The organism is Streptomyces sp. a15, assembly GCF_059026085.1.
Window position 1 is genome coordinate 69,526 of sequence record NZ_JBWLKM010000003.1, and the last position, 24,987, is coordinate 94,512.

At 70.8% G+C, this 24,987-nt stretch carries 15 protein-coding genes and 1 pseudogene; 5 read left to right on the plus strand and 11 right to left on the minus strand.

All coding sequences use genetic code 11. The features are described 5' to 3' along the window. Positions 1-187: 187 nt before the first annotated feature. The gene (locus tag AC5P09_RS04945; RefSeq protein WP_493872621.1) at positions 188-2,119 is read right to left on the minus strand and encodes an acyl-CoA dehydrogenase family protein; all 1,932 of its coding nucleotides are present in this window, start codon (positions 2,117-2,119) and stop codon (positions 188-190) included. A 367-nt stretch (positions 2,120-2,486) separates the two neighbouring features. Here AC5P09_RS04945 and AC5P09_RS04950 point away from each other — a divergent pair, with 367 nt between their 5' ends. After that, positions 2,487-3,089 carry a hypothetical protein gene (locus tag AC5P09_RS04950; RefSeq protein ID WP_493872622.1) on the plus strand — a complete coding sequence of 201 codons (603 nt, stop codon included), beginning with the start codon at positions 2,487-2,489 and terminating at the stop codon, positions 3,087-3,089. A gap of 83 nt (positions 3,090-3,172) precedes the next feature. On the opposite strand, the pseudogene AC5P09_RS04955 reads toward AC5P09_RS04950, so the two are convergent. Further along, positions 3,173-3,409: pseudogene (locus AC5P09_RS04955) on the minus strand (CDP-alcohol phosphatidyltransferase family protein); the annotation flags it as partial. Positions 3,410-3,430: 21 nt separating this feature from the next. Then, positions 3,431-4,240, minus strand: a complete 810-nt coding sequence (locus tag AC5P09_RS04960) for a GH12 family glycosyl hydrolase domain-containing protein (protein WP_493872623.1) — start codon at positions 4,238-4,240, stop codon at positions 3,431-3,433. A gap of 352 nt (positions 4,241-4,592) precedes the next feature. Here AC5P09_RS04960 and AC5P09_RS04965 point away from each other — a divergent pair, with 352 nt between their 5' ends. The 3 genes from AC5P09_RS04965 (at position 4,593) to AC5P09_RS04975 (ending at position 9,039) form a co-directional block, all read left to right on the plus strand. Further along, positions 4,593-5,609 carry a LacI family DNA-binding transcriptional regulator gene (locus AC5P09_RS04965; protein ID WP_493872624.1) on the plus strand — a complete coding sequence of 339 codons (1,017 nt, stop codon included), beginning with the start codon at positions 4,593-4,595 and terminating at the stop codon, positions 5,607-5,609. A gap of 83 nt (positions 5,610-5,692) precedes the next feature. Next, the gene (locus AC5P09_RS04970; RefSeq protein ID WP_493872625.1) at positions 5,693-7,753 is read left to right on the plus strand and encodes a glycoside hydrolase family 31 protein; all 2,061 of its coding nucleotides are present in this window, start codon (positions 5,693-5,695) and stop codon (positions 7,751-7,753) included. Between the two features lie 98 nt (positions 7,754-7,851). Next, positions 7,852-9,039, plus strand: a complete 1,188-nt coding sequence (locus tag AC5P09_RS04975) for a sulfotransferase family protein (RefSeq protein ID WP_493872626.1) — start codon at positions 7,852-7,854, stop codon at positions 9,037-9,039. A 32-nt stretch (positions 9,040-9,071) separates the two neighbouring features. Here AC5P09_RS04975 and AC5P09_RS04980 read toward each other — a convergent pair whose 3' ends face one another. From AC5P09_RS04980 to AC5P09_RS05010, 7 genes are all read right to left on the minus strand, one after another. Then, positions 9,072-9,797: a glycoside hydrolase family 12 protein gene (locus AC5P09_RS04980; protein ID WP_493872627.1), complete on the minus strand. Its 726-nt coding sequence runs from the start codon at positions 9,795-9,797 to the stop codon at positions 9,072-9,074. 45 nt (positions 9,798-9,842) lie between these two features. Continuing rightward, positions 9,843-12,059 (minus strand): glycosyl hydrolase family 95 catalytic domain-containing protein, encoded by a 2,217-nt coding sequence (locus AC5P09_RS04985; RefSeq protein WP_493872628.1) that lies wholly within the window; start codon positions 12,057-12,059, stop codon positions 9,843-9,845. Then, positions 12,056-14,023, minus strand: coding sequence for a beta-galactosidase (locus AC5P09_RS04990; protein ID WP_493872629.1), 1,968 nt, complete (start codon positions 14,021-14,023; stop codon positions 12,056-12,058). Before AC5P09_RS04990 ends, AC5P09_RS04985 begins: the two co-directional genes overlap by 4 nt. After that, positions 14,023-16,236: a 1,4-beta-glucanase gene (locus AC5P09_RS04995; RefSeq protein WP_493872630.1), complete on the minus strand. Its 2,214-nt coding sequence runs from the start codon at positions 16,234-16,236 to the stop codon at positions 14,023-14,025. The genes AC5P09_RS04990 and AC5P09_RS04995 overlap by 1 nt, the downstream gene beginning before the upstream one ends. Before the next feature lie 194 nt (positions 16,237-16,430). Continuing rightward, entirely contained in the window at positions 16,431-17,357 is a 927-nt protein-coding gene (locus AC5P09_RS05000) for a carbohydrate ABC transporter permease (RefSeq protein ID WP_493872631.1), read from the minus strand. Next, positions 17,354-18,406, minus strand: a complete 1,053-nt coding sequence (locus tag AC5P09_RS05005) for an ABC transporter permease (RefSeq protein ID WP_493872632.1) — start codon at positions 18,404-18,406, stop codon at positions 17,354-17,356. The genes AC5P09_RS05000 and AC5P09_RS05005 overlap by 4 nt, the downstream gene beginning before the upstream one ends. After that, positions 18,406-20,088, minus strand: coding sequence for an extracellular solute-binding protein (locus AC5P09_RS05010; RefSeq protein WP_493872633.1), 1,683 nt, complete (start codon positions 20,086-20,088; stop codon positions 18,406-18,408). Before AC5P09_RS05010 ends, AC5P09_RS05005 begins: the two co-directional genes overlap by 1 nt. Before the next feature lie 351 nt (positions 20,089-20,439). Between AC5P09_RS05010 and AC5P09_RS05015 the strand changes: the two genes are divergently transcribed. Further along, positions 20,440-23,295: a glycoside hydrolase family 3 C-terminal domain-containing protein gene (locus AC5P09_RS05015; RefSeq protein WP_493872634.1), complete on the plus strand. Its 2,856-nt coding sequence runs from the start codon at positions 20,440-20,442 to the stop codon at positions 23,293-23,295. Between the two features lie 120 nt (positions 23,296-23,415). Here AC5P09_RS05015 and AC5P09_RS05020 read toward each other — a convergent pair whose 3' ends face one another. Next, on the minus strand, positions 23,416-24,861 hold the full coding sequence (locus AC5P09_RS05020) for an aldehyde dehydrogenase family protein (protein ID WP_493872635.1): 1,446 nt from the start codon (positions 24,859-24,861) through the stop codon (positions 23,416-23,418). Positions 24,862-24,987: the final 126 nt, after the last annotated feature.

Here is a 24,987-nt window from a genome sequence, read left to right on the forward strand (position 1 = left end):
TCGGGGCCCGGTGCGGCGAGAGTGCGTGCATGGCGTCGCGGGGCAGACGGGGCTTCCGCCCCGCGCCCTGAAGGGGCTGGACTGTCGCTCATCCCTCCATTGTTGCCGTAAGGACGGTGTGTGAGGACAGCGCGTCCCTCTCGTCCCCCGCACGGGGGGCCGAGAGGGACGCGCGTTCATGGGTCGCTCACCGGATCGGGCGGTGCACGTTCTCCTTCTTGCTCGGCCCCGGCGTCGCGTCCGCGATCCAGGGTCCCTCGCCCGACGGGTCGACGATGCCCTGCTCCAGCCACTCGTACGTGCCGGAGAGCACGCCCTTGACGACCGTGCGGTCGAGGTCGTCGGTGTTGGTCCACAGGCGGCCGAAGAGTTCCTCGACCCGGATGCGGGACTGGCGGCAGAAGACGTCGGCCAGTTGGTAGGCCTCGCGGCCGTGGTCCTCGGTGGAGCGCAGGAGCTCCGCGCGCACGCAGGCCGCGCTCATCGCGAACAGTTCGGCGCCGATGTCGACGATCCGGCCCAGGAAGCCCTGCTTGGTCTCCATCCGGCCCTGCCAGCGGGACATGGCGTAGAAGGTGGAGCGGGCGAGTTTGCGGGCGGTGCGTTCGACATAGCGCAGGTGCGGGGAGAGGTCGACCTCATGCTTGAACTCGCTGTAGGAGTTCGGGAGTTGACCCACCCCCGTGACCAGCTTGGGCAGCCACTTGGCGTAGAAGGCACCGGCCTGGGCGCCCGCCTTCGCCTTGTCGGACAGGGACTTCTCCGGGTCGATCAGGTCGCCCGCGACCGACAGGTGGGCGTCGACGGCCTCGCGGGCGATCAGCAGGTGCATGATCTCGGTGGAGCCCTCGAAGATCCGGTTGATGCGCAGGTCGCGCAGGATCTGTTCGGCGGGGACCGCGCGTTCGCCGCGGGCCGCCAGCGACTCGGCCGTCTCGAAGCCGCGGCCGCCCCTGATCTGGACCAGTTCGTCGGCCATCAGACAGGCCATCTCGGAGCCGTAGAGCTTGGCGAGGGCCGCCTCGATGCGGATGTCGTTGCGGTCTTCGTCCGCCATCTGGGACGCCAGGTCGAGTACGGCCTCCAGGGCGAAGGTGGTCGCCGCGATGAAGCTGATCTTCGAGCCGACCGCCTCATGGAAGGCGACCGGCTTGCCCCACTGTTCCCGGGCCGCCGACCACTCGCGGGCGATCTTCAGGCACCACTTTCCGGCGCCGACGCACATGGCGGGCAGCGAGAGGCGGCCGGTGTTGAGGGTGGTGAGGGCGATCCTGAGGCCGGCGCCCTCCGGGCCGATGCGGTTGGCGGCGGGGACGCGGACCTGGTGGAAGCGGGTGACGCCGTTCTCGAGGCCGCGCAGGCCCATGAAGGCGTTGCGGTTCTCGACCGTGATGCCATCGGAGCCGGCCTCCACGACGAAGGCGGTGATGCCGCCCTTGTGACCCTCGGACTTGGGCACGCGGGCCATGACGACGAGCAGGTCGGCGACCACGCCGTTGGTCGTCCACAGCTTGACGCCGTCCAGGACGTAGTCGTCGCCGTCGGGTACCGCCGACGTGGCCAGGCGGGCGGGGTCGGAACCGACGTCCGGTTCCGTCAGCAGGAACGCCGAGATGTCCGTGCGGGCCAGGCGCGGCAGGAAGGTCTCCTTCTGCTCCTGGGTGCCGAAGATCTTCAGTGGCTGCGGTACTCCGATCGACTGATGGGCGGACAGCAGCGCGCCGAGCGCCGGGTTCGCGGAACCGACCAGGGCGAGGGCCTTGTTGTAGTAGACCTGGGTGAGGCCGAGGCCGCCGTACTTGGTGTCGATCTTCATGCCGAGGGCGCCGAGCTCCTTGAGCCCGTTGATCGTCTCGTCGGGGATCCGGGCCTCGCGCTCGATCCGTGCCGAGTCGATCTTCGTCTCGCAGAAGTCGCGCAGTTTGGCCAGAAACTCCTCGCCGCGCTGGGCGTCCTCGTCGGGCGGCATCGGGTGGGGGTGGATGAGGTCGAGCCGGAAGCGGCCGAGGAACAGTTCCTTGGCGAAGCTGGGCTTGCGCCAGTCCTGTTCCCGAGCGGCCTCCGCCACCTGGCGTGCTTCACGCTCGGTGACGGTGGGTTGGGTGGGTGCTGCGGACATTGAGGCTCACCTCGCCGCGAATCGGGATCTTGGGTCCGTTACGTTACTGACCGGTGCTACTGGATCGTATGTACCCGATAGCGGGCGACCCGACCACCCCTCGCGCTCGGTCCACCCGTTGGCCACCCGTCCTTTCCCCGCGATTTTCCGTCACATGCGGGATGACGGCACGTCGGAGTCGGCCGGGAACCGGGGACCGGCAGGGGGTTGTGGAGGAGGACGGCCCGGCCGGACCGCGAGCGGAATAATCGGGGCCGACCGGCTTACGGCGGCCGAGGACACTTGTGGGATCGGCGTCCCGCCGGCCGCGGCGCTGGAGGCGGACGCCCAGGAGCTGCCCGTCGTCGGCGGACTGGTCGGCGCGGGTGTGTGGGCGGCCGTCCGGGCGATACGGCGCCGGTACGCGGACCAGCGGCTCGGTGAGTCGTGGGGCGTGCCGGCGGCCGTGCGGGACTGGGTGCTGTTCGCCGGGCTCCTGGCGCCGGCCCTCGTCCTGTCCGACGTGGAGAACGGGCCCCGGCCGACGCCGGCACTGGCTGCTCCTGTCGGCCACCGTCGCGCCGCTCACGCGGCCGCATCCCAACTGCCGGCGGCGCGCCGGGCGCTGGTGGTGGGTGAACCGGCCGCCGTGGACCGGGTGGTGGGGCGGCTCGCCTCCCGGACGGACCATGCGTACGTGGCGGTGGGGGCGGTGCCGGTCGGATTCCAGGCCCTGGGGTCCGGGATGCCGGTGATGGACCGGCTGAAGCCGCTGACCGCGGACCACAGCCAGGACGCCGATGTCGTCCTGCGGGCCGTGGAGGCCTCCGGAGCGGAGGTGACCCTGGTGGTGCCTGGGCTGCGGATGACCGGCGAGCGGCTGCGGCACGTGTCCTGGGCGCTGCACGGCCGGGACTCCAGCCGGCCGTGGTCCCGGGCCTCGCGGAGGTCTCGGAGGCGCGGGTACGGCCCAGCTCGGCGGCTGGGCTGACGGCACTTCAGGTGAACGCCCCGCGCCCAGGAGTTCGGGCAGCCGCGGCTGAAGTCGCTGCCGGACCGGACGGGAGCTCTGCTCTTCGCGCAGTCCACGACATGGTCGAGCCACTCCCTCGCGGACCCGCTCTTCCCGGTGAGCCGCGCGAGCTGGCCGTCGATCGGGCTAACGCGGCACTCAGCAGGGCCACTTGATTGGGCGTCAGCCCCACTCGGTTCGCCCCCGGCGCGAGCACCCGCCCACCCCCGGCCGGTTCACGTACCGCGAGTAGAGCGGCACCCCTTCGCCGACTTCTGCGCGCCGCGCAACGCCGTCAGAGTGGGCGGTTGTCCGGGACGCTAGCCGATGTCGACGGAATACGACTTGGTGTCCAGTCGGCCGGTGCCCTTGAAGACCTCGGTGCCGGACTCGATGCCCGAGACGTACTTGTCGTTGCTCAGGAGGTTACGGCGGACCAGGGCCTGGGTGAAGTCGTCGAGGTTCAGGGTGGCCTTGGTGGTGTTGGTGCGGCGGACGAAGGAGTAGACGTTCCAGCCGATGTCGCCCTGGTAGATGTCCCACATCGCGCCGCCGAGGCTGACGCTGCCGTACTTGGTGCCGAGCGGGCCGGCCCCGCCCTGCCGGTTGAGCCAGATCATGATCTCGTCGGTGGGCTGGTCCTGCCAGTCGGCGGTGTTCTTGGTGTGCAGCCACAGGTCGTAGGCGACGTTCATGGTGCCGGGGGTGGAGTTCAGCGAGAACTCCCAGCTGGTCTTCACCGGCTTGAGGTCGCCGACCCGGATCGGCAGCCCGGTGGACGCCTTGTCGACCTTCCAGCCCCAGTGCCAGCCGAGGACGGTGCTGGCGTACGACTTCACGTCGTAGTCCTTGCCCGTGGCGCTGTTGGCCAGGCTGTAGCTCGTACCCCACGAGATGGTCGAGCCCGACTGCGAGTTGTCCCAGACGCACTGGGTGCCGGTGTACTTCCCCTCGTTCCAGAGGTTGTTGTTCACGTAGTACTTGCCGAGCGTGATCGTGTCGAAGGCCGCGCACTTCTTGCTCGACTCGTCCGCCTGGGCGACGGTGATGCCGGCCGCGGCCGCGAGAGCGACCGTGGTGGCGACGAGGGTCTTCGCCTTCTTGGACAGGCGGGGACGACGGTGCTGCATGGGGGTCCTTCCGGGGGGTTCCTGCTACGCCCTCCCAGTGGTCGCCGCCTCGCGAAAGGTTGCCGTCGGATCGGCGGGCGGGCGTGGGGTGCCTTCACGGCCGCCGCCCGCCCGTGTTCCATGGCCCCCCGGGGCCGGCCGTGGTAGGCAGGAACCCGCAGCCCGCGCAGACCGGGCAGGCCACGGATCACTCCATTCGGCCCCACATGCGGGAACTCCCTGTCGAAGCGCTTCGACAACCTATGGACACCCACCCCCGGTGGAGCTACTGTCGAACCACCTCGAACCACCCTCACCCGCCCTTATTCGCAACGCGCACTGTCGAAGCGCTTCACAAATCTTGGAGAGCTGGATGGTCACCCTCGCCGAGGTCGCCCAGCACGCCGGAGTCTCGGCGAGCACGGTGAGCTATGTCCTCAGCGGCAAGCGGTCCATCTCCGGGGCCACCCGGCAGCGGGTCGAGCAGAGCATCCGTGAGCTCGGCTACCACCCGAACGCGGGCGCCCGTGCCCTGGCCAGCAGCAAGTCGAACATCATCGCGCTGATGATCCCGTTGCGCACCGACATGTACGTGCCGGTGATGATGGAGATCGCCATCGCGGTGGCCACCACGGCCCGCACGTACGGCTACGACGTCCTGCTGCTCACCGGCGAGGAGGGTCCCGACGCCGTGCGCCGCGTCACCGGCAGCGGGCTCGCCGACGCGATGATCCTGATGGACGTCGAACTCGACGACGAGCGGCTGCCGCTGCTGCGCGGCACCGACCAGCCGTCCGTGCTGATCGGACTGCCCGCCGACATCTCCGGGCTGACCTGCGTCGATCTCGACTTCAAGGCGACGGGCGCGCTGTGCGTCGAGCACCTCGCGAAGCTCGGCCACCGCGACATCGCTGTCATAGGCGAGGCCCCGGCGGTCTACGAACGGCACACCGGCTTCGCCGAGCGCACCCTCGACGGACTGCGCACCCGCGCCCAGGAACTGGGCGTACGGCTGCTGCACCGGCCGTGCGAGGGCGGGTACGACGCGATGGCCGTGACCTTCGCCCGGGTCCTCGACGAGCGCCCCGGCACCACCGGGTTCGTCGTGCAGAACGAGTCGGCGGTCGAGCCGCTGCTCGCCCTGCTGCGCCAGCAGGGCCGGGCGGTGCCCGAGGACGTGTCGGTGGTCGCGATCTGCCCCGACCAGGTCGCCGTCCAGGCCTCGGTGCGGCTGACGTCGGTCGCCATCCCCGCGCAGGAGATGGGCCGGCACGCCGTGGAGCGTCTGGTCGCCAAGCTCGACGGCCACGGAACCGACGAAGTCGTGCTGATCGCCCCCGAGTTGACGGTACGGACGAGCACCGGGCCCGCCCCGGCCGTCGCCCCCTGACCTCCGCCCCCTCCGCTCTTCCCTCTGACGCCGTGCCCCGCCAGGGCACCGCCATGCCCGCCCTCCTTCAAGGAGCACCCCACGTGAATCAGCCTGCCGAAATTCAGCCCCCGGCCGGGAACGAGCCCCAGGTCGGCCTCGCGCAGTCGTCACCCACCGTCGGCACCTTCCGCGAGCGGGACGGCGTACTGGAGTGGAGCGGCCGCCAGGAGACCGTGCGCATCGAGCCGTGGGGGCCGGACGCGGTCCGGGTCCGCGCCCGGCTCGGCGGTCCGATCCTGGAGGGGCTGCCGGGCGCCCTGCTCGACGAGCCGCCCGCCACCGGGTCCACCATCAAGATCGAGGGCGGCCGGGGCACGCTGACCGTCGGCTCGCTGACCGTCGAGGTCGACGCCGAGGGACTGATCCGCTTCCTGCGCACGGACGACGGTTCCGAGCTCCTCTCCGAGGCGCGCGCCCACTTCTGGTGGCCCGGCCCGCGTCTGTACACCGCCGTGGGCAACGGCTACCACCGCCTGGAGCAGCGCTTCGCCGCCTACGACGACGAGAAGCTGTTCGGCCTCGGCCAGCACCAGCACGGCCGGCTGGACCAGAAGGGCCTGGTCCTGGACCTGATCCAGCGCAACGCCGAGGTGGGCATCCCGGTCCTCACCTCCAGCCGCGGCTACACGCTGCTGTGGAACAACCCGGCGATCGGCCGCGTGGAGCTGGCCGGCAACGGCACCCGCTGGGTGGCGGACTCGGCCCGCCAGCTCGACTACTGGATCACCGCGGGCGCCCCGGCGGACGCCCAGCGCCAGTACAGCGCGGTCACCGGCCGTACGCCGATGCTGCCTCAGTGGGCGGCGGGCTTCTGGCAGTGCAAGCTGCGCTACCGCACCCAGGACGAGCTCCTCGCCGTGGCACGGGAGTACAAGCGCCGGGGCCTGCCCATCGACGTGATCGTCTGCGACTTCTTCCACTGGACGCACCTGGGCGACTGGAAGTTCGACCTCAAGGAGTGGCCCGACCCTGCGGCGATGGTCCGGGAGCTGGAGGAGCTCGGCATCAAGCTGGTGGTGTCCGTCTGGCCGTCGGTGTCCCCCCTCTCCGAGAACCACGAACTCATGGAGCAGCGCGGCTACTTCATCGGCACCCAGTACGGCCCGATGGCCCACGCCGACTGGCCGGACAAGGAGGTCGCCTCCACCGTCCAGGTCTCCTTCTACGACGCCACCAACCCGGAGGCCCGCGACTTCCTCTGGTCGCGGGTGAAGCGGAACTACCTGGAGCCGTACGGCATCACGGCTTTTTGGCTGGACGCCTGCGAGCCGGAGCTGAAGCCGGGCTTCCAGGAGAACCTGCGCTACTGGGCCGGCCCCGGCCTGGAGGTCGGCAACAGCTACCCCGCCGAGAACTCCCGCACCTTCTACGAGGGCCTGCGCGCGACCGGTGAGGAAGAGATCATCACCCTCAACCGCTCGGCGTGGGCGGGCAGCCAGCGCTACGGCGCCGCCCTGTGGTCCGGTGACATCGGCACCGACTTCGCGACCCTGCGCAGGCAGATCGCGGCCGGTCTCAACACCGCGCTGTCCGGCATCCCGTGGTGGAACACCGACATCGGCGGCTTCCACGGCGGCGACCCGGACGACCCGGCGTACCGCGAGGTGATGGTCCGCTGGTTCCAGTTCGGCGCGCTGTCCCCGCTGATGCGCCTGCACGGCTTCCGCGACCCGGGCATGCCGCTGGGCCCGGCCATGACGGGCGGCCCCAACGAGGTGTGGTCGTACGGCGAGGAGGCCGGCGCGATCATGGAGCGGTACCTGCGCCTGCGCGAGCGCCTCAAGCCGTATGTCCTGAAGGTCATGCGCGAGGCCCACGAGCAGGGCCTGCCGGTCATGCGCCCGCTGTTCCTGGAGTTCCCCGAGGACCAGGCGACCTGGACGGTCGACGACGCCTATCTCTTCGGCGGGGACCTGCTGGTGGCCCCGGTGCTGACGGCGGGCGCCACGGCCCGTACGACGTATCTCCCGGCGGGCGCGACCTGGACGGACGCGTGGACGGGTGAGACGTACGAGGGCGGTACGCACGTGACGGTCGACGCGCCGCTGGACCGCATCCCGCTGTTCCTGCGGGACGGGGCGCGGCTGCCGGTCGTCGAGTAGCGGCACCCGGGCGGGGCGGTGGTGTCTTGGACTTCCGTGTTTTGCACACTGGTCGGTGAACCCTCCGCCCCACGCCCCGAACGAAGGAACCCCGCCTCGTGTCTTCCGCGCCCCTCCCTCTGACGCTGGCCAATCTGTTACTGCGGCCCTCGTTCGGTTCCCGGCGCGACCCGGACCGGGTCTTCGACCGGATCGCCGGCAAGGCCGGGCAGACGGACGGGGACGAGTGGTTCACCGACGGCTTCAGGCTGCTGTTGCGTGAGTGGGCGGCCGACGAGGGCCTGTCGCCGGTCGGCTGGCAGTCGGCGCGGTCCCACGTCCGCAGGCATCTCACCAACCGGGCCAGGATCCGGCGGCTGATCGCCGAGCACCCCGCGATCGCGCGGGAGCGCATCGAGAAGCCGGTGTTCGTGGTGGGTCTGCCGCGCACCGCCACCACGCTCACCCACAGTGTGCTGTCCCTCTCCGACGAGCACCGCTGCCCCCGGCTGTGGGAGCTGCTCGCCCCCGGTCTCGCCCCCTCGCCCCGAGAGCGGCAGAAGGCGATCACGTCCGCGCGCCGGACCCTGGACGGCACCTACCTGCTCACCCCGCGCTTCCGCGACATCCACCCCATGACCGCCGAGGGACCGGAGGAATGCACCTTCCTGCTGCCGCACGCCCTGGTGCCGCTGTCCCAGGCCCGTCTGCCGGAGTACCACGCCCGGCAGTTCGAGCGGGACTTCGTCCCCGACTACCGGCACCTCAAGGAGTGCTTCCAGGTGCTCCAGTACGGCCGCCCGCGGCGCCGCTGGATCCTGAAGTCCCCCATGCACACCGGGAACCTCGACGCCCTGCTCAGCGTGTTCCCGGATGCCACCCTCGTGTGGACCCACCGCGACCCGGCGACCGCCGTGGCCTCGTTCTGCAGTCTGGTCGAGTGCGGTATGGCCCTCTCCCGCCGCACGGTCGACCTGCACGCCCTGGGTGCCACCTGGCTCGACCTGCTGAGCCGCTCGGTGCGGCGCGGCCTCGCCGCCCGGGCGGCCGTCCCGCGCGAGTCCCTGGTGGACGTCCCGTACTCCTGGCTCGGCTCCGACCCGGCCGCCGGCGCCCCGAAGCTGTACGAGGCGATCGGCGCCCGCTGGACCGAGGCCGACGCCGTCCGGCTCCCGGAGGTGGCCGCCCGCCCCAAGGGCAGCCGGCCGCACAGCTACGACCTGGCCCGCTACGGCCTCACCCGCGCCGACGTGGACGCGGCCTTCGGGGACTACAACGCCCTGCGGGCCGAGGTCGACCGCGCCTGACGGCACGGACCGGCCCCGGCCCTCGGGTGACGTCAGCTGCTGCTGACGGTCAGGTTGTTGGTGGTGAAGTCCAGGCCGCCGGACGAGGAGGTGACCTCGTAGCCGAACTGGACGTCACCGATGGTCTCGTTGCCCATCCAGCCCTTGGTGTCCTTGATCCACTTGAGGATCGGCAGGATGTTCACGGTGCCGGAGTTGGAGTCGGAGGTCCGCAGGAACGAGAAGACCTCGTTGGCGCCGTTGCTGCCCTTGTAGACGGTCCAGGTGTGGCCGCCGAGGGTCACGTTGCCCTGCGAGGTGCCGAGCGGACCGACGGCTCCGTTGTAGTTGACCCAGAGCATGATCTCGTAGTCGTAGTCGGTGTCCCAGATGTCGTACGACGTGTTGTACGCGCCGGACGACGGGACGGTGACGTTGTAGCTGCTGGAGAGCGAGCCGAGCGAGGTGATCGTCTTGTTGATCACCTTCTTGGAGTTGGGGTAGGACTTGATGCCGCCGGTGTTGGGGTGGTTGGCCCAGACTCCCCAGTTGGTGCCGGAGTTGGCCCAGATGCACTGGCTGCCGGCGCCGGAGCCCCAGATGTTGTTGTAGAGCGTGTAGCCGTTCAGGCTGGTGTTGCCCCACTGGTCGCAGGAGTTCCAGACGGCGGCCGAGGCGGGGGCGGAGGCGAGGCCGACGGTGGCCCCGAGCGCGAGGGCCGGGGGCAGCAGGGCCTTGCCGATCTTGCTGAGGATGCGGGTGCGGGTGCGTGTTGCCATGGGATCCCTTCCATGGGTGGGGGGAAATGCGGGGGATTGGGGGGATTACCACGTCCCCAGGGTGAGGACGCGGTCTTCTCCGGCGACGAGGTCGAGCGGCTCGGCACCGGAGGAAGTCCGGAGTTCGACGCGGTGCGTGCGCGTGGGGCGGATCACCGCGGTCGCTTCGTGCTGGTTCCAGGTGAGGTCGATCGCCGCCCCGAACCGGGTGCGGACGCCCAGGAGTCGGCCCGTCGGGTACGCCGTCGGCAGCGCGGGCAGCAGGACCAGCCGGTCCGGCGTCGACTGCACCAGCATCTCGACGAGCACGGCGGGCAGGGTGTGCGCCGCGTCCGCGTTGTAGACGTCACGGTTCGGGTAGTGCGCGCTCATCAGGGACGCGTGGAAGAAGTCCCCCTTGAGCACCTGCCCGAGGGCGTGCGCGACCCGCTCCCCGTCGCGCAGCCGGGCCGCGACGAGGGCGTGGTGCAGATGGCCGTGCGCGGAGTCGTTCTCGGCGCCGCGCAGTTCGAGGGCGCGGTACGCGGCTGCCGCGAGGTCCGGGGTGTCGTACGGGTTGATCTCGTCGAGCGGCCAGACGCCGTAGAGGTGGCTGAGGTGGCGGTGGTCGTAGGTGTCGTCGAGGCCCGGCCAGGCCCACTCGGCGAGGGCGCCGTCGGCGTTGATCCGGTGCGGCGGGAGCCGGTCGGCGAGGGCACGCCAGCCTTCCGCCTGCTCCGGGTGGTACTCGGCGGCGGTGAGCAGGGCGTGGCGGGCGGCCGAGAGGTCCATGGCCGCGTTGATCGCACCCCAGCTCGCGTTCGCCGGACGGTTCTCGGGCGAGTAGGAGGGGACGACTGTGAGGTGGCCGTTCTCGTCGGTGCGGGTGAGGAAGTCCTCGTAGAACAGGGCGACTTGGGCGAGGACATGAGCCGTGCGCGGGTCGCGCTCGCCGCGGGTCTCGTCGTGGTCGACGAGCGGCTTGAGGAGCCAGTCGGCGCCGGCGGTCCACAGGTGCAGCGGGTATTCACGGCGGAAGTGGTACGTCAGTCCGGACTCGCCGTCGCTGTGGGGCGGGGCGACCACGCCCCGGGCGCCGAAGACGGCGCGGGCGTTGTCGGCCCAGTCGTCGAGTTGACGGTGGATCAGTGAGGCGTGTGCTTCGGTGACTTCGGGAAGGGCCGCGGCCGCCGCGGAGGCGGTCTGCAGGTTCAGGTTGGCGTTGGTGGTGAAGGCGCCGGACCAGGCCGTGTTCCAGTCGCCGGTCCACAGCCCGGTCAGACGGGGCGGGAGCATGCCGGAGGCGGACAGCAGGTGGTAGCGCCCCGCGGCGAAGAGACGCTCCAGGCAGGCCGGGCTGTCGGGCCGGGCCAGCAACTCCGAGCCGGACAGGGCACGTTCGGCGGGGTCCGCCCCGAGATCGAGGGTCACGCGCTCGTAGGCCGTGCGGTGGAGCTCGGTGTGGCGGTCCAGGAGGCGGGCGTACGGGTCCTCGTCGTCCGGGATCAGGTCGCCGAGGGCGCGGGCCTGGGCGAGGGCGTCCGGGTCGTCGGTGTCCGGGGCGCCCGGGGCGCCGGTGTGGCGCAGGACGCGGGTGAGCAGCAGGACCGACTCGGCGCCGGTGATCCGCAGCCCGGGGGGCGTGAGCGTCGTACGGCCGCCGGTGACCAGGACCAGTGTCACCCCGGTGTACGCGCGGTCGCTGCCCGGGTAGCGGACGCGCAGGGTGAGCAGGGCGCCCTCGGGGGTGAGGACGGCGCCGTGGCCGACGGCGAGGTCGTGGGGTGCGCCCGGGAGCCGGTGGTCGAGGGTGATGTCCAGGTCGGGCGTGGTGACCTGCTGGACGACGACGTCGTCGGCGCGGGAGACGAAGACCTGGCTGCGCCGGCCCGCGCACTCGGCCGTGGCGACGCCGGTGGCGAAGTCCACGCAGCGGCGGTACGCCCGCGGTTCCTCCTGCGGCGCCCTCAGCCGTATGTGGAAGGCCGGGTGGAACGGCTGGACCCACTGGAGGGGGCGGCCGTCGGTGAAGGTCTCGGCGGCGGTCAGTTCTCCGGCGAGCAACCGGTCCTGGAGGGCGGGGAGTTCGGCGGCGAGTTCCGGCGGGCGGGCGCTTTCGCCGCCGTTCGGGCGGACGAGGGTGTGCTGCGTGACGACGATCCGCTCGTCGTTCGGATCGCCGAACACCATGGCGCCGTGGTGGCCGTTGCCGCTCAGGAAGGCGTCCTCCCAGCGGGCGGCGGGCCGCGGCTCCCAGGTGCCGTGGACGGGACCGGTGCTCATGGCTTCAGCACCGCCACTCCGTAGCGGCCGAGGGTGACCTCGCCCCGGACGGTCGCCCCCGTCAGCAGGTCGCGGCGGGTGCCCGGCACCTCGACCGTGACGGACTCGCGTCCGTGGTTCAGGACGAACAGCAGATCACCGCGGCGGACCGCCTCCACCTGGGCGGGGAGTGCGTCGAGCACAGGCTGAGCGCCGACGCCGGCGGCGACCCGGGCGAGCAGGTCGCGCATCGCGTCCGGCTCGGGGAGCGTCGAGAGGTACCAGGCACGTCCCTTGCGGAGCACGGCCGGCAGCCCGTCCAGCTCCCCGCCCTTGTACGCGGCCTCGACCTCGGCCTCCTCGGACGTCTCGATCTCCTCCGACCACAGGGTGCCGCGGAAGCCGCCGCACTCGACGTGCTCGTCCGCGTCCAGCGGCCACCACTCGTGCAGCGTGCGGATGCCGAAGAGCTCGCGCAGCCGGGCGTCCATGCCGCCGGCCCGCACCCGGTCGTCCTCGTCGGCGACACCGGTGAGGAAGCCGGAGACGAGGGTGCCGCCGTCGCGGACGTACGCGAGGAGGTTCTCGATCGCCGCGTCGGTGAGGGCGTACAGCTGGGGGACGACGACGAGCTTGTAGCCGCTCAGGTCGTGCTCGGGGTGGGCGAAGTCGGTGGTGAGGTGGGCCTCCCACAGGGCGCGGTGCCAGGCACGGACGACGGCCGGGTGGTCGACCTCGCTGGAGAGGCGGCCGTCCTGGGCGCCGGCCCACCAGGCGTGCCAGTCGTGCAGGACGGCGATGTCGTTGGCGGTGTGACTGCCCGTCACCTCCGCGGAGATTTGGGCCAGCTCGGCACCGAGCTGCTTGACCTCCTGGTACGTCCGCCCCTCCTCCCCCGCGTGGCTGACCATCCCGGAGTGGAACTTCTCCGCGCCCTGCCGGGACTGCCGCCACTGGAAGTAGCAGACGGCGTCGGCCCCTCGGGCCACGGCCTGGAGGGACCAGAGGCGGTTGAGACCGCGCGGCTTGGGGTGGTTGACGCCTCGCCAGTTGACCGGTCCCGCCGCCTGCTCCATCAGCATCCAGGGGCCGCGCGCCTGGGAGCGGGTCATGTCCTGGACGAGGGCGCCGTTCTGGGCGCCGAGCGGATCGCGCGGGTCGGGGTACAGGTCCACCGAGACGACGTCCTCCTCCTCGACCCAGCGCCACGCGTCCTGACCGACCCACAGCGGCATGAAGTTGGTGGTGACGGGGAGGTGCGGGGTGGCCCGGCGGACGATGTCACGCTCGGCGACGTAGCACTCCAGGAGCATGTCGGACGTGAAGCGCTTGAAGTCCAGCACCTGGGTGGGGTTCTTCAGGTAGTGGGCGTGGCGGGGCGTGTGGATCTGAGCCCAGTCGCCGTAGCCCTGGCTCCAGAAGGCGGTGCCCCAGGCCTCGTTGAGCGCGTCGAGCGTGCCGTACCTGTCCTGGAGCCAGCCGCGGAAGCGGACGGCTGCCTCGTCGCTCCAGTCGTACGTGCAGTACTCGTTGTTGATGTGCCACATCGTGAGGGCCGGGTGGCCGCCGTAGCGGGCGGCGAGGTCCTCGGTGACGGCGGCGGCGTACCGGCGGTAGGTGGCGCTGGAGTGCGAGAAGTGCTGCCGGCCGCCCCACCACTCGGTGCGGCCGTCCTGGTCGACGGGCAGCGTGTCGGGGTGCAGGTGGCCCATCCAGGGCGGGGGCGAGGAGGTGGGCGTGGCGAGGACGACCCCGATGCCGTTGTCGTGCATCAGATCCATCAGCCGGTCCAGCCAGCCGAAGTCCCGCTCCCCCGGGCGTGGTTCGAGCTTCGCCCAGGAGAAGACACCGAGGGTGACGGAGTTGGCGCCGGCGTCCTTCATCAGCCGGACGTCTTCGAGCCAGGTCTCCTCGGGCCACTGCTCGGGGTTGTAGTCGCCGCCGTACAGGATGCGGCCGCGCGTGGCGTCGTTCAGCGAGGGCATCAGACGGGCTCCCCGTACTGGATGCCGCGCCCGTTGGTGGCGAGGTACACCCGGCCGTAGAGGCGCGGGTCGCCGACGATGACCTCGCCGGTCCAGCCCCACTGGTGGGCGTCGTCGTTGATCCGCACCCAGGTCCTGGCCTCGTCGTCGGAGCGGTAGACGGCGGTGATGCTCTCGGTGGCGCCGACCTGGTAGATGGCGGGGTACCGGGCTCCCTCGGCCGCCTTGCCGAAGCCGAGGGTGTGCGAGGCCCAGCAGCTGTCGACCTTGGTGAAGGTGGCCCCGCCGTCGGTGGACCGGTAGAGGCCGTTGGTCTTGGTGGAGAGCCACAGGTCGCCCGACCTGCCGGGGGCGGCGACCAGCTTGAACTGGCTGTCGCCGGACGGCAGTCCGGTCGCACGCGCTGTGAAGGAGAGGCCACTGTCAGTGCTGGCGAGTAGCGTTCCTGTGTCGGTGTCGTATGCGTAGAAGCGCGTCGGGTCGGCCGGGTCGGCGACCGGCGCGGCGCCCTTCGGGAAGGAGGAGATCTCGGTCCAGGTGGCACCGTTGTCCGCCGAGCGGTGGGCCGGGTACTTCGTGCCGTCCCAGTGCACGAAGGACCACAGCACCGCGCTGCCGTCGGCGTTGGTGGCGATCGGTCCCGGTGCGTCCTTGGCGATGGCGGGCTGTGCCTTGAAGGGCGCCCAGGTCTGCCCGCCGTCGTTCGAGTGGGCGCCGTTGCCGTTGTCGCCCCAGCCCGCGCGGACGACGTACGCCGGCCTGGTCGCGGCCTGCGCGAGTCCCGTCGCCGACCCGAAGACGGGGTTCGACGCCATGCCGCGCGAGGGGGATGCCGTGAGCGACTCGTGGTACATCACGCCGATGTCCCCGTTGCCGCTGATCAGGTGCGCCGTTCCGGTCGGGGGCGAGATCAGCTGGCGGGCGGACGCCTCCTCGATGCCGCGGATCCGCGGGGCCCAGGTCTTCAGGTCCCGGGTGCCGTAGATGGTGGCGCCGGTGCCGTAGAGGACGTGCCGGGAGTCGTACGGGTCGAGGGCGAGGGCCTGGATCCACCAGCCGAACTTCGGCTTGTCCGCTCCCCACTTGAGGTAGGGGGTCTCGGAGACGTCGAGGACAGCCGTGTCCTTCAGGGACGTCCAGGTGCGTCCGCCGTCGGTGCTGCGGAACACCGTGTCGACCTCCGCCCACCGGTTGTTGGTGGAGACGACGAGCGTGCCGGGCCTACGGGCGTCGACGGCGACACCGCCGTACCCGAAATTGTCGGCCGAGCCGTCGGCGGTGGTGCCGCCCGGCTTGACGGGCGTGACCTCGGTCCACTTGCCGTTGAGGATGCACAGCTTGTGCACGCTGCCGTCGGACTGGCCGTTGGGGCCCGGCGCGTTGGCGTACGTCACGTACAGGTGGCTGGTGCCCCGGTCGTAGGCGGCGCGGATCGGCACCATGGCGGCGGCGCCGGAGGGCTGACCGGGGACGGCCTCCCAGGTGCTGCCGTCGGCGGTGCGGAACAGGTTGGCGGTGGTGCCGTCGCTGTCGCCCCAGCCGGCGTAGAGCGTGCGCCCGGCGGCGACGAGGAGGGTGACGCCCTGGCCGCCCGCGCTCGGGGTGCCCGGGAAGCCGGCGGCGGTGGCCCAGGTGGCTCCCCGGTCGGTCGACTTGAGCAGCCCGTCGTGCCGGGTGCCGAGCCACAGGACGTCACTGTTGCGCGGATCGACGAGCAGCCGCTCGCCGGCGCCGCGCCCGTCCTCATTGGCGCCGAGCTTCACATCGAGGTCGGTACGGGCCCAGGTGGCACCGCGGTCCTCGGAGCGCAGGACGGCACCGTTGCCGGCCCAGGACTGGGCGTAGGTGCCGAGGGAAAGGTAGAGGCGGTTCGGGTGGGCGGGGTCGACGGCCATGGCCTCGACACCGAGCAGGTTCCAGTCGTCCCAGCCGAGGTGATCGGTCAGCGGCGTCCAGCGGGCGGCCCGGTCGTCCCAGCGGTAGGCGCCGCCGATGTCGGTACGGGCGTAGGCGAGGCCGCGGACGGAGGGGTGGAAGAGGATACCGGTGACGAAGCCGGTGCCGCCTTGGACGGCGTTGCGCCAGCGGTAGGCGGGGGTGGGGGCGGACTCCGCGGCCCGGGCGGGACCGGCGAGAGTGGGAAGGCTGGTGAGCGCGGCAGCGGCCGCGGTCCCGGCAAGAACGGCACGTCTACTCAAGCTGGACGCGTGCATGCCACATACCTCGTTCTGCAAAAGGGGAGTGGGGAGACCTACCTGGGGGCGCGGGGCGGTGACATTCTGCGGCTCCGCCGCGATGGGGGTCCCCCGGGTTCGAGCGAAGCCGAGAACTTGGGGGAGCGACCAGCCACGACGGACCCGCAGCCGGGAACCCGCAGAAGCTCCCACTCACGCCACCCGCTCGGGCGTCAGCCCTTGATCGCGCCGGTCAGCATGCCCTTCTTGAAGTGCCGCTGGACGAAGGGAGATGCGATGGCGACGGGGATCAACGCGAGGACCATGACAGCCATCTGAAGCCCGAGCGCGGAGAGTTGACCGGTGCGGACCGCCTGCTGGAGGCCGGTCGGCGCCTCGGAGTTCTTCTGGACCAGCTGGATCAACACGTTCTGCAGCGGCATCATCTGCTGGTCGGTGAGGTAGATGGAGGCGTTGAACCAGGCGCTCCAGTACCCGACCGCGTAGAACAGGGAGATGACGGCCAGCACCGCCCGCGACAGCGGCATGATGATGGTCAGCAGGACGCGCAGGTCACTGGCCCCGTCGATGCGGGCGGACTCGGTGAGTTCGGGGGAGATCCCCATGAAGAAGGCGCGCAGCACGAGGATGTTGAAGACGCTGACCGCGCTCGGCAGGATCAGCGACAGATAGGTGTCGGTGAGGCCCAGCGACTGCACCAGAAGGTACGTCGGGATGAGGCCGGCCCCGAAGAACATGGTCGCCATGATGGTCATCAGCAGGAACCGGTGGCCCAGACTGCCCGGCCGGGACAGGCCGTAGGCCGCGAGCACCGACACCGTCATCGAGAACAACGTGCCGAAGAGCGTGACGCCGAGTGAGACCATGATCGCGCGGCTGACCTGGCCGCCGCTGAGCAGTTCCGTGTAGTTGACGAAGGTGATGCCCTTGGGGATCACGACGAGGCCGCCGGCCTGGTCGATCACGGGTTTGGGGGAGAGACTGGTGACGATCACGATCCACAGCGGACCGAGCACCCCCAGGCAGCAGAGCGCGAGGAAGGCGCCCTTCGCGGTGAGTCCGGCTCTGCTGGGCGGCTCCTCCCACACAGGGCGGGCGGGAGCCTTGAGGCTGCGGACGAGCTGCGTGTTGAGGCTCACTTCTTGTACACCCCCTGCTCGCCGAGGAGGTGCGCGAACTTGTTCGCGCCCAGGACGAGACAGACTCCGATGGCGCCCTTGACGAGGCCGACCGCGGCCGCGTAGCTGAAGTCGCCGTTCTGGATACCCATGTTCCACACATACGTGTCGAGGACCTCGCTGGCCCCCACGCCGACCGCGTCCCGCTGGAGCAGGAACTGCTCGAAGCCGACGCTCAGCGCGTCGCCCACCCGCAGCACCAGCAGCAGCGCGATCACCGGGCGCAGCGCGGGCAGCGTCACATGCCACATGCGCCGCCAGCGCCCGGCGCCGTCCATGGCTGAGGCCTCGTACAGGTCGGTGCTGACCGCGGCCAGCGCGGCGAGGAAGACGATGATCCCCCAGCCGGCGTCCTTCCACACGGACTGCGCGGTGACCAGGTACTTGAAGAGGTCCGCGTTGGTCATCAGGTCGAAGCCGCTCCAGCCGTGATCCTCCAGGGTCTGGGCGATGATGCCCGCGCCGCCGAACATCTGCTGGAAGACGGTGACCACGAGGACCCACGAGAAGAAGTGCGGCAGATACATGATCGCCTGCGCCACCGCCCGCACCCGGGGCCGGACCACGCTGTTGATGAGCAGCGCGAGGGCGATGGGGATCGGGAAGAACAGCACCAGCTGGAGCGAGAACAGGACGAGGGTGTTCTGCGTGGCGTCCCAGAACAGCGGGTCGTCGACCATCCGCGAGAACTGCTCGACGCCGAGCCAGGGGCTGTGGAAGATGGCCGTGACGCCGTTGCTGGAGACGTACGGGTCGTAGTCCTGGAAGGCGACGACGTTGCCGAGCAGCGGGACGTAGTTGAAGATCAGGAGCAGCACGACGACGGGCAGCGTCATCAGGATGAGCGCGCGGTCCCGGCGCAGCCGGACCCGCCAGGGGATCTTGCCCGCCTTGCCCGCCCTGCGCGGCACCCGTTCCTTCGCCGCCGCGGCGGCGACCGCGGCCGTCGGTTCCTCGACGGCCGCGGGGGGACGGGTCCCGTCGGGCCTGCTCCCCGCCGTGATGGACATCAGTTGGCGCTGCCGTTCTTGTCGATGAGCTGCTGGTACCAGTCGCGCAGCTTGTCGCCGCCGGAGGACTTCCAGGTGGAGATGGCCTGCTGGACGTCGGACAGCTTCTTGTTGCCGCGCACGTAGTCGATCTCCAGCTGCTCGAACTGGCTCCAGAGGTTGGCGTAGCGGGTCGGCTCGACGATGTTCATGCCGTACGTGGACGTCTTCTTCATGAAGGCGCCCATCCGCTGCTGCCACTCGACCTGCTTGCGGGCGATGTCGGGCAAGTCCGGGTGGGCGTAGTAGGCGGCCGGCGCGGCCAGCATCACCCAGGCGTTGATCACCTCGGAGTTGCCCAGGTCGTTCTTGACCGGCACGCCGTCCTTGACCGTGTAGTGGGTGCCCTCGACACCGTAGTCGACGAGCATCCGCTCCTTGGTGCCGTAGGGCGCTGCCGCGAAGTCGGCGGCGGCCAGCGCGTTCTCGATCGTCGTCTTCGAGGCGCCCTTGCGGATCATCGACCAGATGCCGGCGGGCTGGGCCGCCGTCAGCGACGGGTTGCCGCCGTCGGCGCCGAAGATGTCCATGCCCTCGATCACGAAGTCCGGGTTGGACGCGGCCTGTTCGGCGGTCAGGCCGTACCAGGCGGACATGTCGCCGTTGAAGACCAGGATCTGCCCGGCGGTGAACCGCTGGCCATCGTCGCCCGAGCGCGCCTTGGCGTCGGGGTGGACCAGGCCCGCGTCGAACAGCTTGCGCGTCCACTCGAGGGCCTCGAGGTACTCGGGCTGCTCGATGCGGTACGTCAGCTTGCCGTCGGAACCGACGTTCCATCCGAGCGACCCGGAGGGGCGGACACCGAATATGTTGCACGCGGTCCAGGTCATGTTGTCGCCGCAGGCCCACACCTTGGCCTTGGCGCTGGTGGCCTCCTTGGCCCAGCTGAGGAACTCGTCGGGCGACTTGGGTACGGAGTAGCCCTTCTTGTCGAAGATGTCCTTGCGGTAGTAGGGCACGATGAAGGACGCGGTGGCGGCCGGCATCGGGATGCCGCGCAGCGCGCCGCCGAAGATGCCCATGCGCCAGGCGTCGGAGGGGATCGCGGCCAGGTTCGGGTACTTCTTGACCTTGTCGCCCGCCAGGTACGGACCGAGGTCCATGAACTTCGCGGTGACGGCGTTCGAGATCTTGCCGACCAGTTCCCAGCTCGGCACGACCACCATGTCGGGTATGGAGCTGGAGGCGAGGACGGCGCCGAGCTTCTGGCCGTAGGTGTTGCCGTCCTGGTTCTGCCAGGTGACCTTGGTGCCCGCCGCGGCGTCGAGTTGCGTGTAGTAAGCGCAGCCGGCCTTCGGCGGGGAGCCCCAGAACGGGGACATGATCTTGAAGGGGGCGCCGGTGCCGAGCTTGTCCGGGACCGAGGTGGCGAGGGCCGCGAGCTCGACCTTGCCGGTGTATCCGGAAGCCGAACCGTTCTTCGAGGGCAGGTCCGGCTTGGCGACCGCGCTGGCGACGAACGTCGGGAGCAGCTTGTCCGCCGCCTTGCCCGACGTGGTCCCGTCACGCGACCCGCTGTCCGAGCCGCCACAGGCGGCAAGCAGCGGCATCCCGCCCGCCACCGCGGCGGTGGCCACCGCCGTGGAGGCGAGGAAGCTTCTCCGACTTGGGGCGGAGGAGGCGGAAGCGGCGTTCGGCGTCATTGCGTCAACCCTTCATGGCGCACCAGGACACCCGGCGGTGGAGCCGTCGGCTGCGGTGTCTTGAGTGGAACTGGCTGAGCTGAAGCGGTCATAGTGACTAGTCGAATGAGTCGAAGTAGTCGAAGCGCTTCGATGTTGCTGCGAGGTTAAGTGAACACCCAGGGGTGCACAAGAGTCGCTTCCAAGATTCCTCCGAGGTATGGAGGATCGAACGGGCCTCTTACGCGACTTGAAATGTCGGCGGGGAGTCGCAGTTGTTGCCCCGGGGTGTCTTGACACCCACCCCCGGATCGAATCAGCATCGAAGCGCTTCGAAAGCGCTTCGCCGCTCCATCGCAAGGGGATCCCCACGTGACCGCACAAACGCCGCCTACGACGCCTTTCCGCGATCCGCGCCTGCCGTTCGCGAAGCGCATCGACGATCTGCTGTCGCGGCTGACCCTCGACGAGAAGACCGGATTCCTGCACCAGTTCACGCCCGCCGTCGAGCGCCTCGGCATCGCCGGGTTCCGCACCGGCCAGGAGGCCCTGCACGGCGTGGCATGGATGGGCCCGGCCACGGTGTTCCCGCAGGCCGTGGGCCTCGGCGCGACCTGGAACACCGATCTGGTACGACGGGTCGGCGAGGCGGTGTCCAAGGAGACCCGCGCGATGCGTGCCCGTGACGAGCGCGTCGGCCTCAACGTCTGGTCGCCGACGGTGAACCTGCTGAGGCATCCGCTGTGGGGCCGTAACGAGGAGGGCTACTCGGAGGACCCGAAGCTCACCTCGGCCATCGCCACCGCCTACACACACGGCCTGCGCGGCGACCATCCGACGTACTGGCGCACGGCGCCGGTCCTCAAGCACTGGCTGGCGCACAACAACGAGACGGACCGGGCCACGGCGTCGAGTTCGGTGCGCCCGCGCGTGCTGCACGAGTACGACCTGCGCGCCTTCCGCGAGACCGTCGAGGCGGGCGCGACGGCCGGGGTGATGCCGGCGTACAACCTGGTCAACGGCCGCCCGAACCACGTCTCGCCCTATCTCCGCGAGCAGTTGCGCACCTGGACCGACGAGGAGCTGCTGGTCTGCTCGGACGCGGGCGCGCCCACCAACCTGGTCGACTCCGAGCACTACTTCGACACCCACGAGGAGGCCACCGCGGCCGCGGTCCTCGCCGGCGTCGACAGCTTCACCGACCACGGCACGGACAGTTCGCAGATCGTCCAGAGGGTGCGAGGCGCGCTGGATCAGGGCCTGCTGACCGAGGCCGACCTCGACACCGCGGTCCGCCGCCAGCTCTCCGTCCGCTTCCGGCTCGGCGAGTTCGACCCGCGCTACGACCCGTACGCCGACACCTCGGACTTCGACACCCCGGCGCACCGCGCGCTCGCCAAGGAGGCCGCCGAGCAGGCGATCGTCCTGCTCAAGAACGACGGCGTGCTGCCGCTGGCCCAGGACACCCGGATCGCCGTGGTCGGCCTGCTCGCCGACGAGTGCAAGCTCGACTGGTACAGCGGCACCCTCATCCACCGCTCGACCCCGCTGGAGGGCCTGTACGAGCGGTTCGGCGCGGAGCGCGTCGAGTTCGCGGAGGGGGTGGACCGGGTCCTGCTGAAGACGCGCGGAGGTACGTTCCTCCACGTCCCCGAGGCACAGGACGCGACCGACGAGGTGCGCGGCGCCGAGGGCGCGCTGGACCCGGCCCTGCTCGCGGGCCGCACCGACCTGCCCCCGCTCACCGCGGCCGCCGTCGGCACCGAACTCGCGCTTGTCGACTGGGGCGAGGGCGTCCTGACCCTGCGCGCGCCCGACGGCCGCTATCTCTCGGTCGCCGAGGACGGCTACGTACGCGCCTCCGCCGACCAGCCCGGAGGCTGGGTCGTCCAGGAGACGTTCCGGATGGAACCGCACGAGAACGGACACCTCCTCAGGCACGTCGGTACGGGTCGCCACGTCTCTGTCGCCGCCGACGGAGTAAAGGTTGCCGACGAGAACGACGAGAACGACGAGAACCCCGAAACGTTCGAGCTGATCATCGTCGAACGCGGCGAGGACGCAGTGACCCGGGTCACCTCGGAGGCCGACGTGGTCCTGGTGGTCGCGGGCAACGACCCGCACATCAACGGCCGAGAGACGGAGGACCGTACGACGCTGCGCCTGCCCGCCCAGCAGGAGCGCCTGCTGCGCGCCGCCCGCGCCGCCAACCCGGACACCGTGCTGGCGCTGACCTCCGCCTACCCCTACGCGCTGGACACCGCTGATCTCCCGGCGGTGCTGTGGACGGCCCACGGCGGCCAGGCGGCCGGCACCGCCCTCGCCCGCGTCCTGGCCGGCGACGTCTCCCCCGCCGGCCGCCTCCCGCAGACCTGGTACGCCGACGACGCCGACCTGCCCGGCCTTCTCGACTACGACGTGATCGGCAGCCGCCAGACGTACCTCTACTTCGAGGGCACGCCGCTCTTCCCCTTCGGCCACGGACTGTCGTACGCGACGTTCTCCTACGGCGATCTCAGCTCCCGCGTCGAGGGCGAGACGCTGCACGTCTCCTTCACGATCACCAACACCGGTGACGTCACGGCCGACGAGGTCGCCCAGCTCTACACCCGCGCCGTGGACCCGGTGGTCCCGCGCCCGCGCCGCGAACTGCTGGCGCACCGGCGCGTGACGCTCGCACCCGGCGCCGAGGCGGAGCTGGCCTTCGAAGTCCCCCTGCGTTCCTACGAGTTCTGGGACGTGACCCGGGGCAGGTGGCGCCTGGAGCCGGGCCCGTACGAGCTGCTGGCCGGCGCCTCCAGCGAGGACGTCCGCCTTCGTACGACCGTCCTCCTGGACGGCGAGCCCTCGGCCCCGCGTCCGGTGCTCGAACGCGGCCTGGACGGCGCCGACTTCGACGACCAGAGCGGCGTCGAGATCGTCGACCGTACGAAGACCGCGGGCGACGCGGTGACGGCGGCGGAGGGCCGGACCGGTGAACTGGTCTACCGCGCCTGCGACTTCGGCGCCGGTGCCACGCGGGTGACGGTGTCGGTGGCGGGCGAGGGAGTGGTCGAGCTCGCCCTGGACGGCGGGCCGACGCTGGCCACCCTGACGTCGGACGCGGCCGGCTCCGGGCCGTACGCCTACACCACGCTCGGCGCCGGGTTCGGCGCCGAGGGCGTGCACGACGTCCACCTGAGACTGCGCGGCCCGCTGCGGCTCGCGCACGTCGGCTTCTCCGGCTGAGGGTCCGGAGGAGACCGGCGCAGAGAAGGGGCCCGGCACCGGAAGGCATCGGTGCCGGGCCCCTTCAGGGACGGCGTAAGCGCGTCGGACGCAACCTTAGCTGAAAATGGTTCCCATTAGCTAGAGGGCGAGTCCGGTCAGTACAAGGACCCGCTCGTACGTGTAGTCGTCCATCGCGAACTTCACGCCCTCGCGGCCCACTCCCGACTGCTTGACGCCGCCGTACGGCATCTGGTCGGCGCGGTAGGACGGCACGTCGCCGATGACGACACCGCCGACCTCCAGCGCGCGGTGGGCGCGGAAGGCGACCTGGAGGTCGTGCGTGAACACGCCCGCCTGGAGGCCGTACTTGGAGTCGTTGACGGCGGCGAAGGCAGCCGCCTCCCCGTCCACCTTCTGCACGGTGAGAACCGGCCCGAAGACCTCCTCGCAGGACAGGGTGGTGCTCGCCGGTACGTCGGTCAGGACGGTCGGCGCGTAGGAGGCGCCGTCGCGCTTGCCGCCGGTGCGGAGCTGCGCCCCGGCCTCGACGGCCTCCTGCACCCACGCCTCCACCCTCTTGGCGGCGTCCTCGCTGACCAGCGGCCCGACGTCGGTCTTGTCGTCGCTCGGGTCGCCGGTGGCCTGGGCCTCGACGGCGGCGACGACGCGGGGCAGCAGACGGTCGTAGACGGACGCGTCCGCGATGACCCGCTGCACGGAGATGCAGGACTGGCCGCCCTGGTAGTTGGAGAAGGTGGCGATGCGGGTGGCGGCCCAGTCGAGGTCGGCGTCGGAGGCGTAGTCGCCGAGGACGACCGCGGCGCCGTTGCCTCCCAGCTCCAGGGTGCAGTGCTTGCGCGGCACCGAGTCCATGATCGCGTAGCCGACCTTCTCGGAACCGGTGAACGAGATGACCGGCAGGCGCTCGTCCTGGACGAGGGCGGGCATCCGGTCGTTGGGCACCGGGAGGATGCTCCAGGAACCGGCCGGGAGCTCGGTCTCGGCGAGCAGCTCGCCGATGACGAGCCCGGAGAGCGGGGTGGCCGGGGCCGGCTTGAGAATGATCGGCGCACCGGCGGCGATCGCCGGGGCGATCTTGTGGGCGCACAGGTTCAGCGGGAAGTTGAACGGCGCGATGCCCAGCACGGCGCCCTTCGGGAAGCGGCGGGTGAGCGCGAGCCGGCCCTGACCGCCGGCGTCCGTGTCGAGCCGCTGCGCCTCGCCGCCGTTGAACCTCCGCGCCTCCTCGGCGGCGAACCGGAACACGGAGACGGCCCGGCCGACCTCGCCGCGGGCCCACTTGACCGGCTTGCCGTTCTCCGCGGAGATGAGCTGCGCGATCTCCTCCGTGCGCTCGGCCAGCCGCCGGCTCACGTGGTCGAGGGCGGCGGCGCGGAGGTGGGCGGGGGTGGCCGCGAAGTCCTCGCGGACGGCGTGCGCGGCGGCCACGGCCTCCTCGATCTGCGCGTCGCTCGGCACGGCGACCTTGCCGACGAGGCGGCCGTCCCAGGGCGAGGTGACGTCGAAGCTGTCCTCGCCGGTGGCCTGGCGGCCGGCGAGCCAGAAGGCGTGGGTGGAAGTCATGTGTCGACGGTAGGGGTGGGGAGGGCGGATGGTGTTTCGCCGAGTTGTAGTGGTGGGGGCAGGGGTTGCGCCGGATTGGCAGGGTCGGTGGGGGTGCGGGTCCCTGGGGGCTCCGCCCCCAGGGAG

Coding starts and splice junctions, on each gene's coding strand:
- AC5P09_RS04945 (WP_493872621.1), bottom strand. CDS start 2,119: ATGTCCGCAGCACCCACCCAACCCACCGTCACCGAGCGTGAAGCACGC.
- AC5P09_RS04960 (WP_493872623.1), bottom strand. CDS start 4,240: ATGCAGCACCGTCGTCCCCGCCTGTCCAAGAAGGCGAAGACCCTCGTC.
- AC5P09_RS04965 (WP_493872624.1), top strand. CDS start 4,593: ATGGTCACCCTCGCCGAGGTCGCCCAGCACGCCGGAGTCTCGGCGAGC.
- AC5P09_RS04980 (WP_493872627.1), bottom strand. CDS start 9,797: ATGGCAACACGCACCCGCACCCGCATCCTCAGCAAGATCGGCAAGGCC.
- AC5P09_RS04985 (WP_493872628.1), bottom strand. CDS start 12,059: ATGAGCACCGGTCCCGTCCACGGCACCTGGGAGCCGCGGCCCGCCGCC.
- AC5P09_RS04990 (WP_493872629.1), bottom strand. CDS start 14,023: ATGCCCTCGCTGAACGACGCCACGCGCGGCCGCATCCTGTACGGCGGC.
- AC5P09_RS04995 (WP_493872630.1), bottom strand. CDS start 16,236: ATGCACGCGTCCAGCTTGAGTAGACGTGCCGTTCTTGCCGGGACCGCG.
- AC5P09_RS05005 (WP_493872632.1), bottom strand. CDS start 18,406: ATGTCCATCACGGCGGGGAGCAGGCCCGACGGGACCCGTCCCCCCGCG.
- AC5P09_RS05010 (WP_493872633.1), bottom strand. CDS start 20,088: ATGACGCCGAACGCCGCTTCCGCCTCCTCCGCCCCAAGTCGGAGAAGC.
- AC5P09_RS05020 (WP_493872635.1), bottom strand. CDS start 24,861: ATGACTTCCACCCACGCCTTCTGGCTCGCCGGCCGCCAGGCCACCGGC.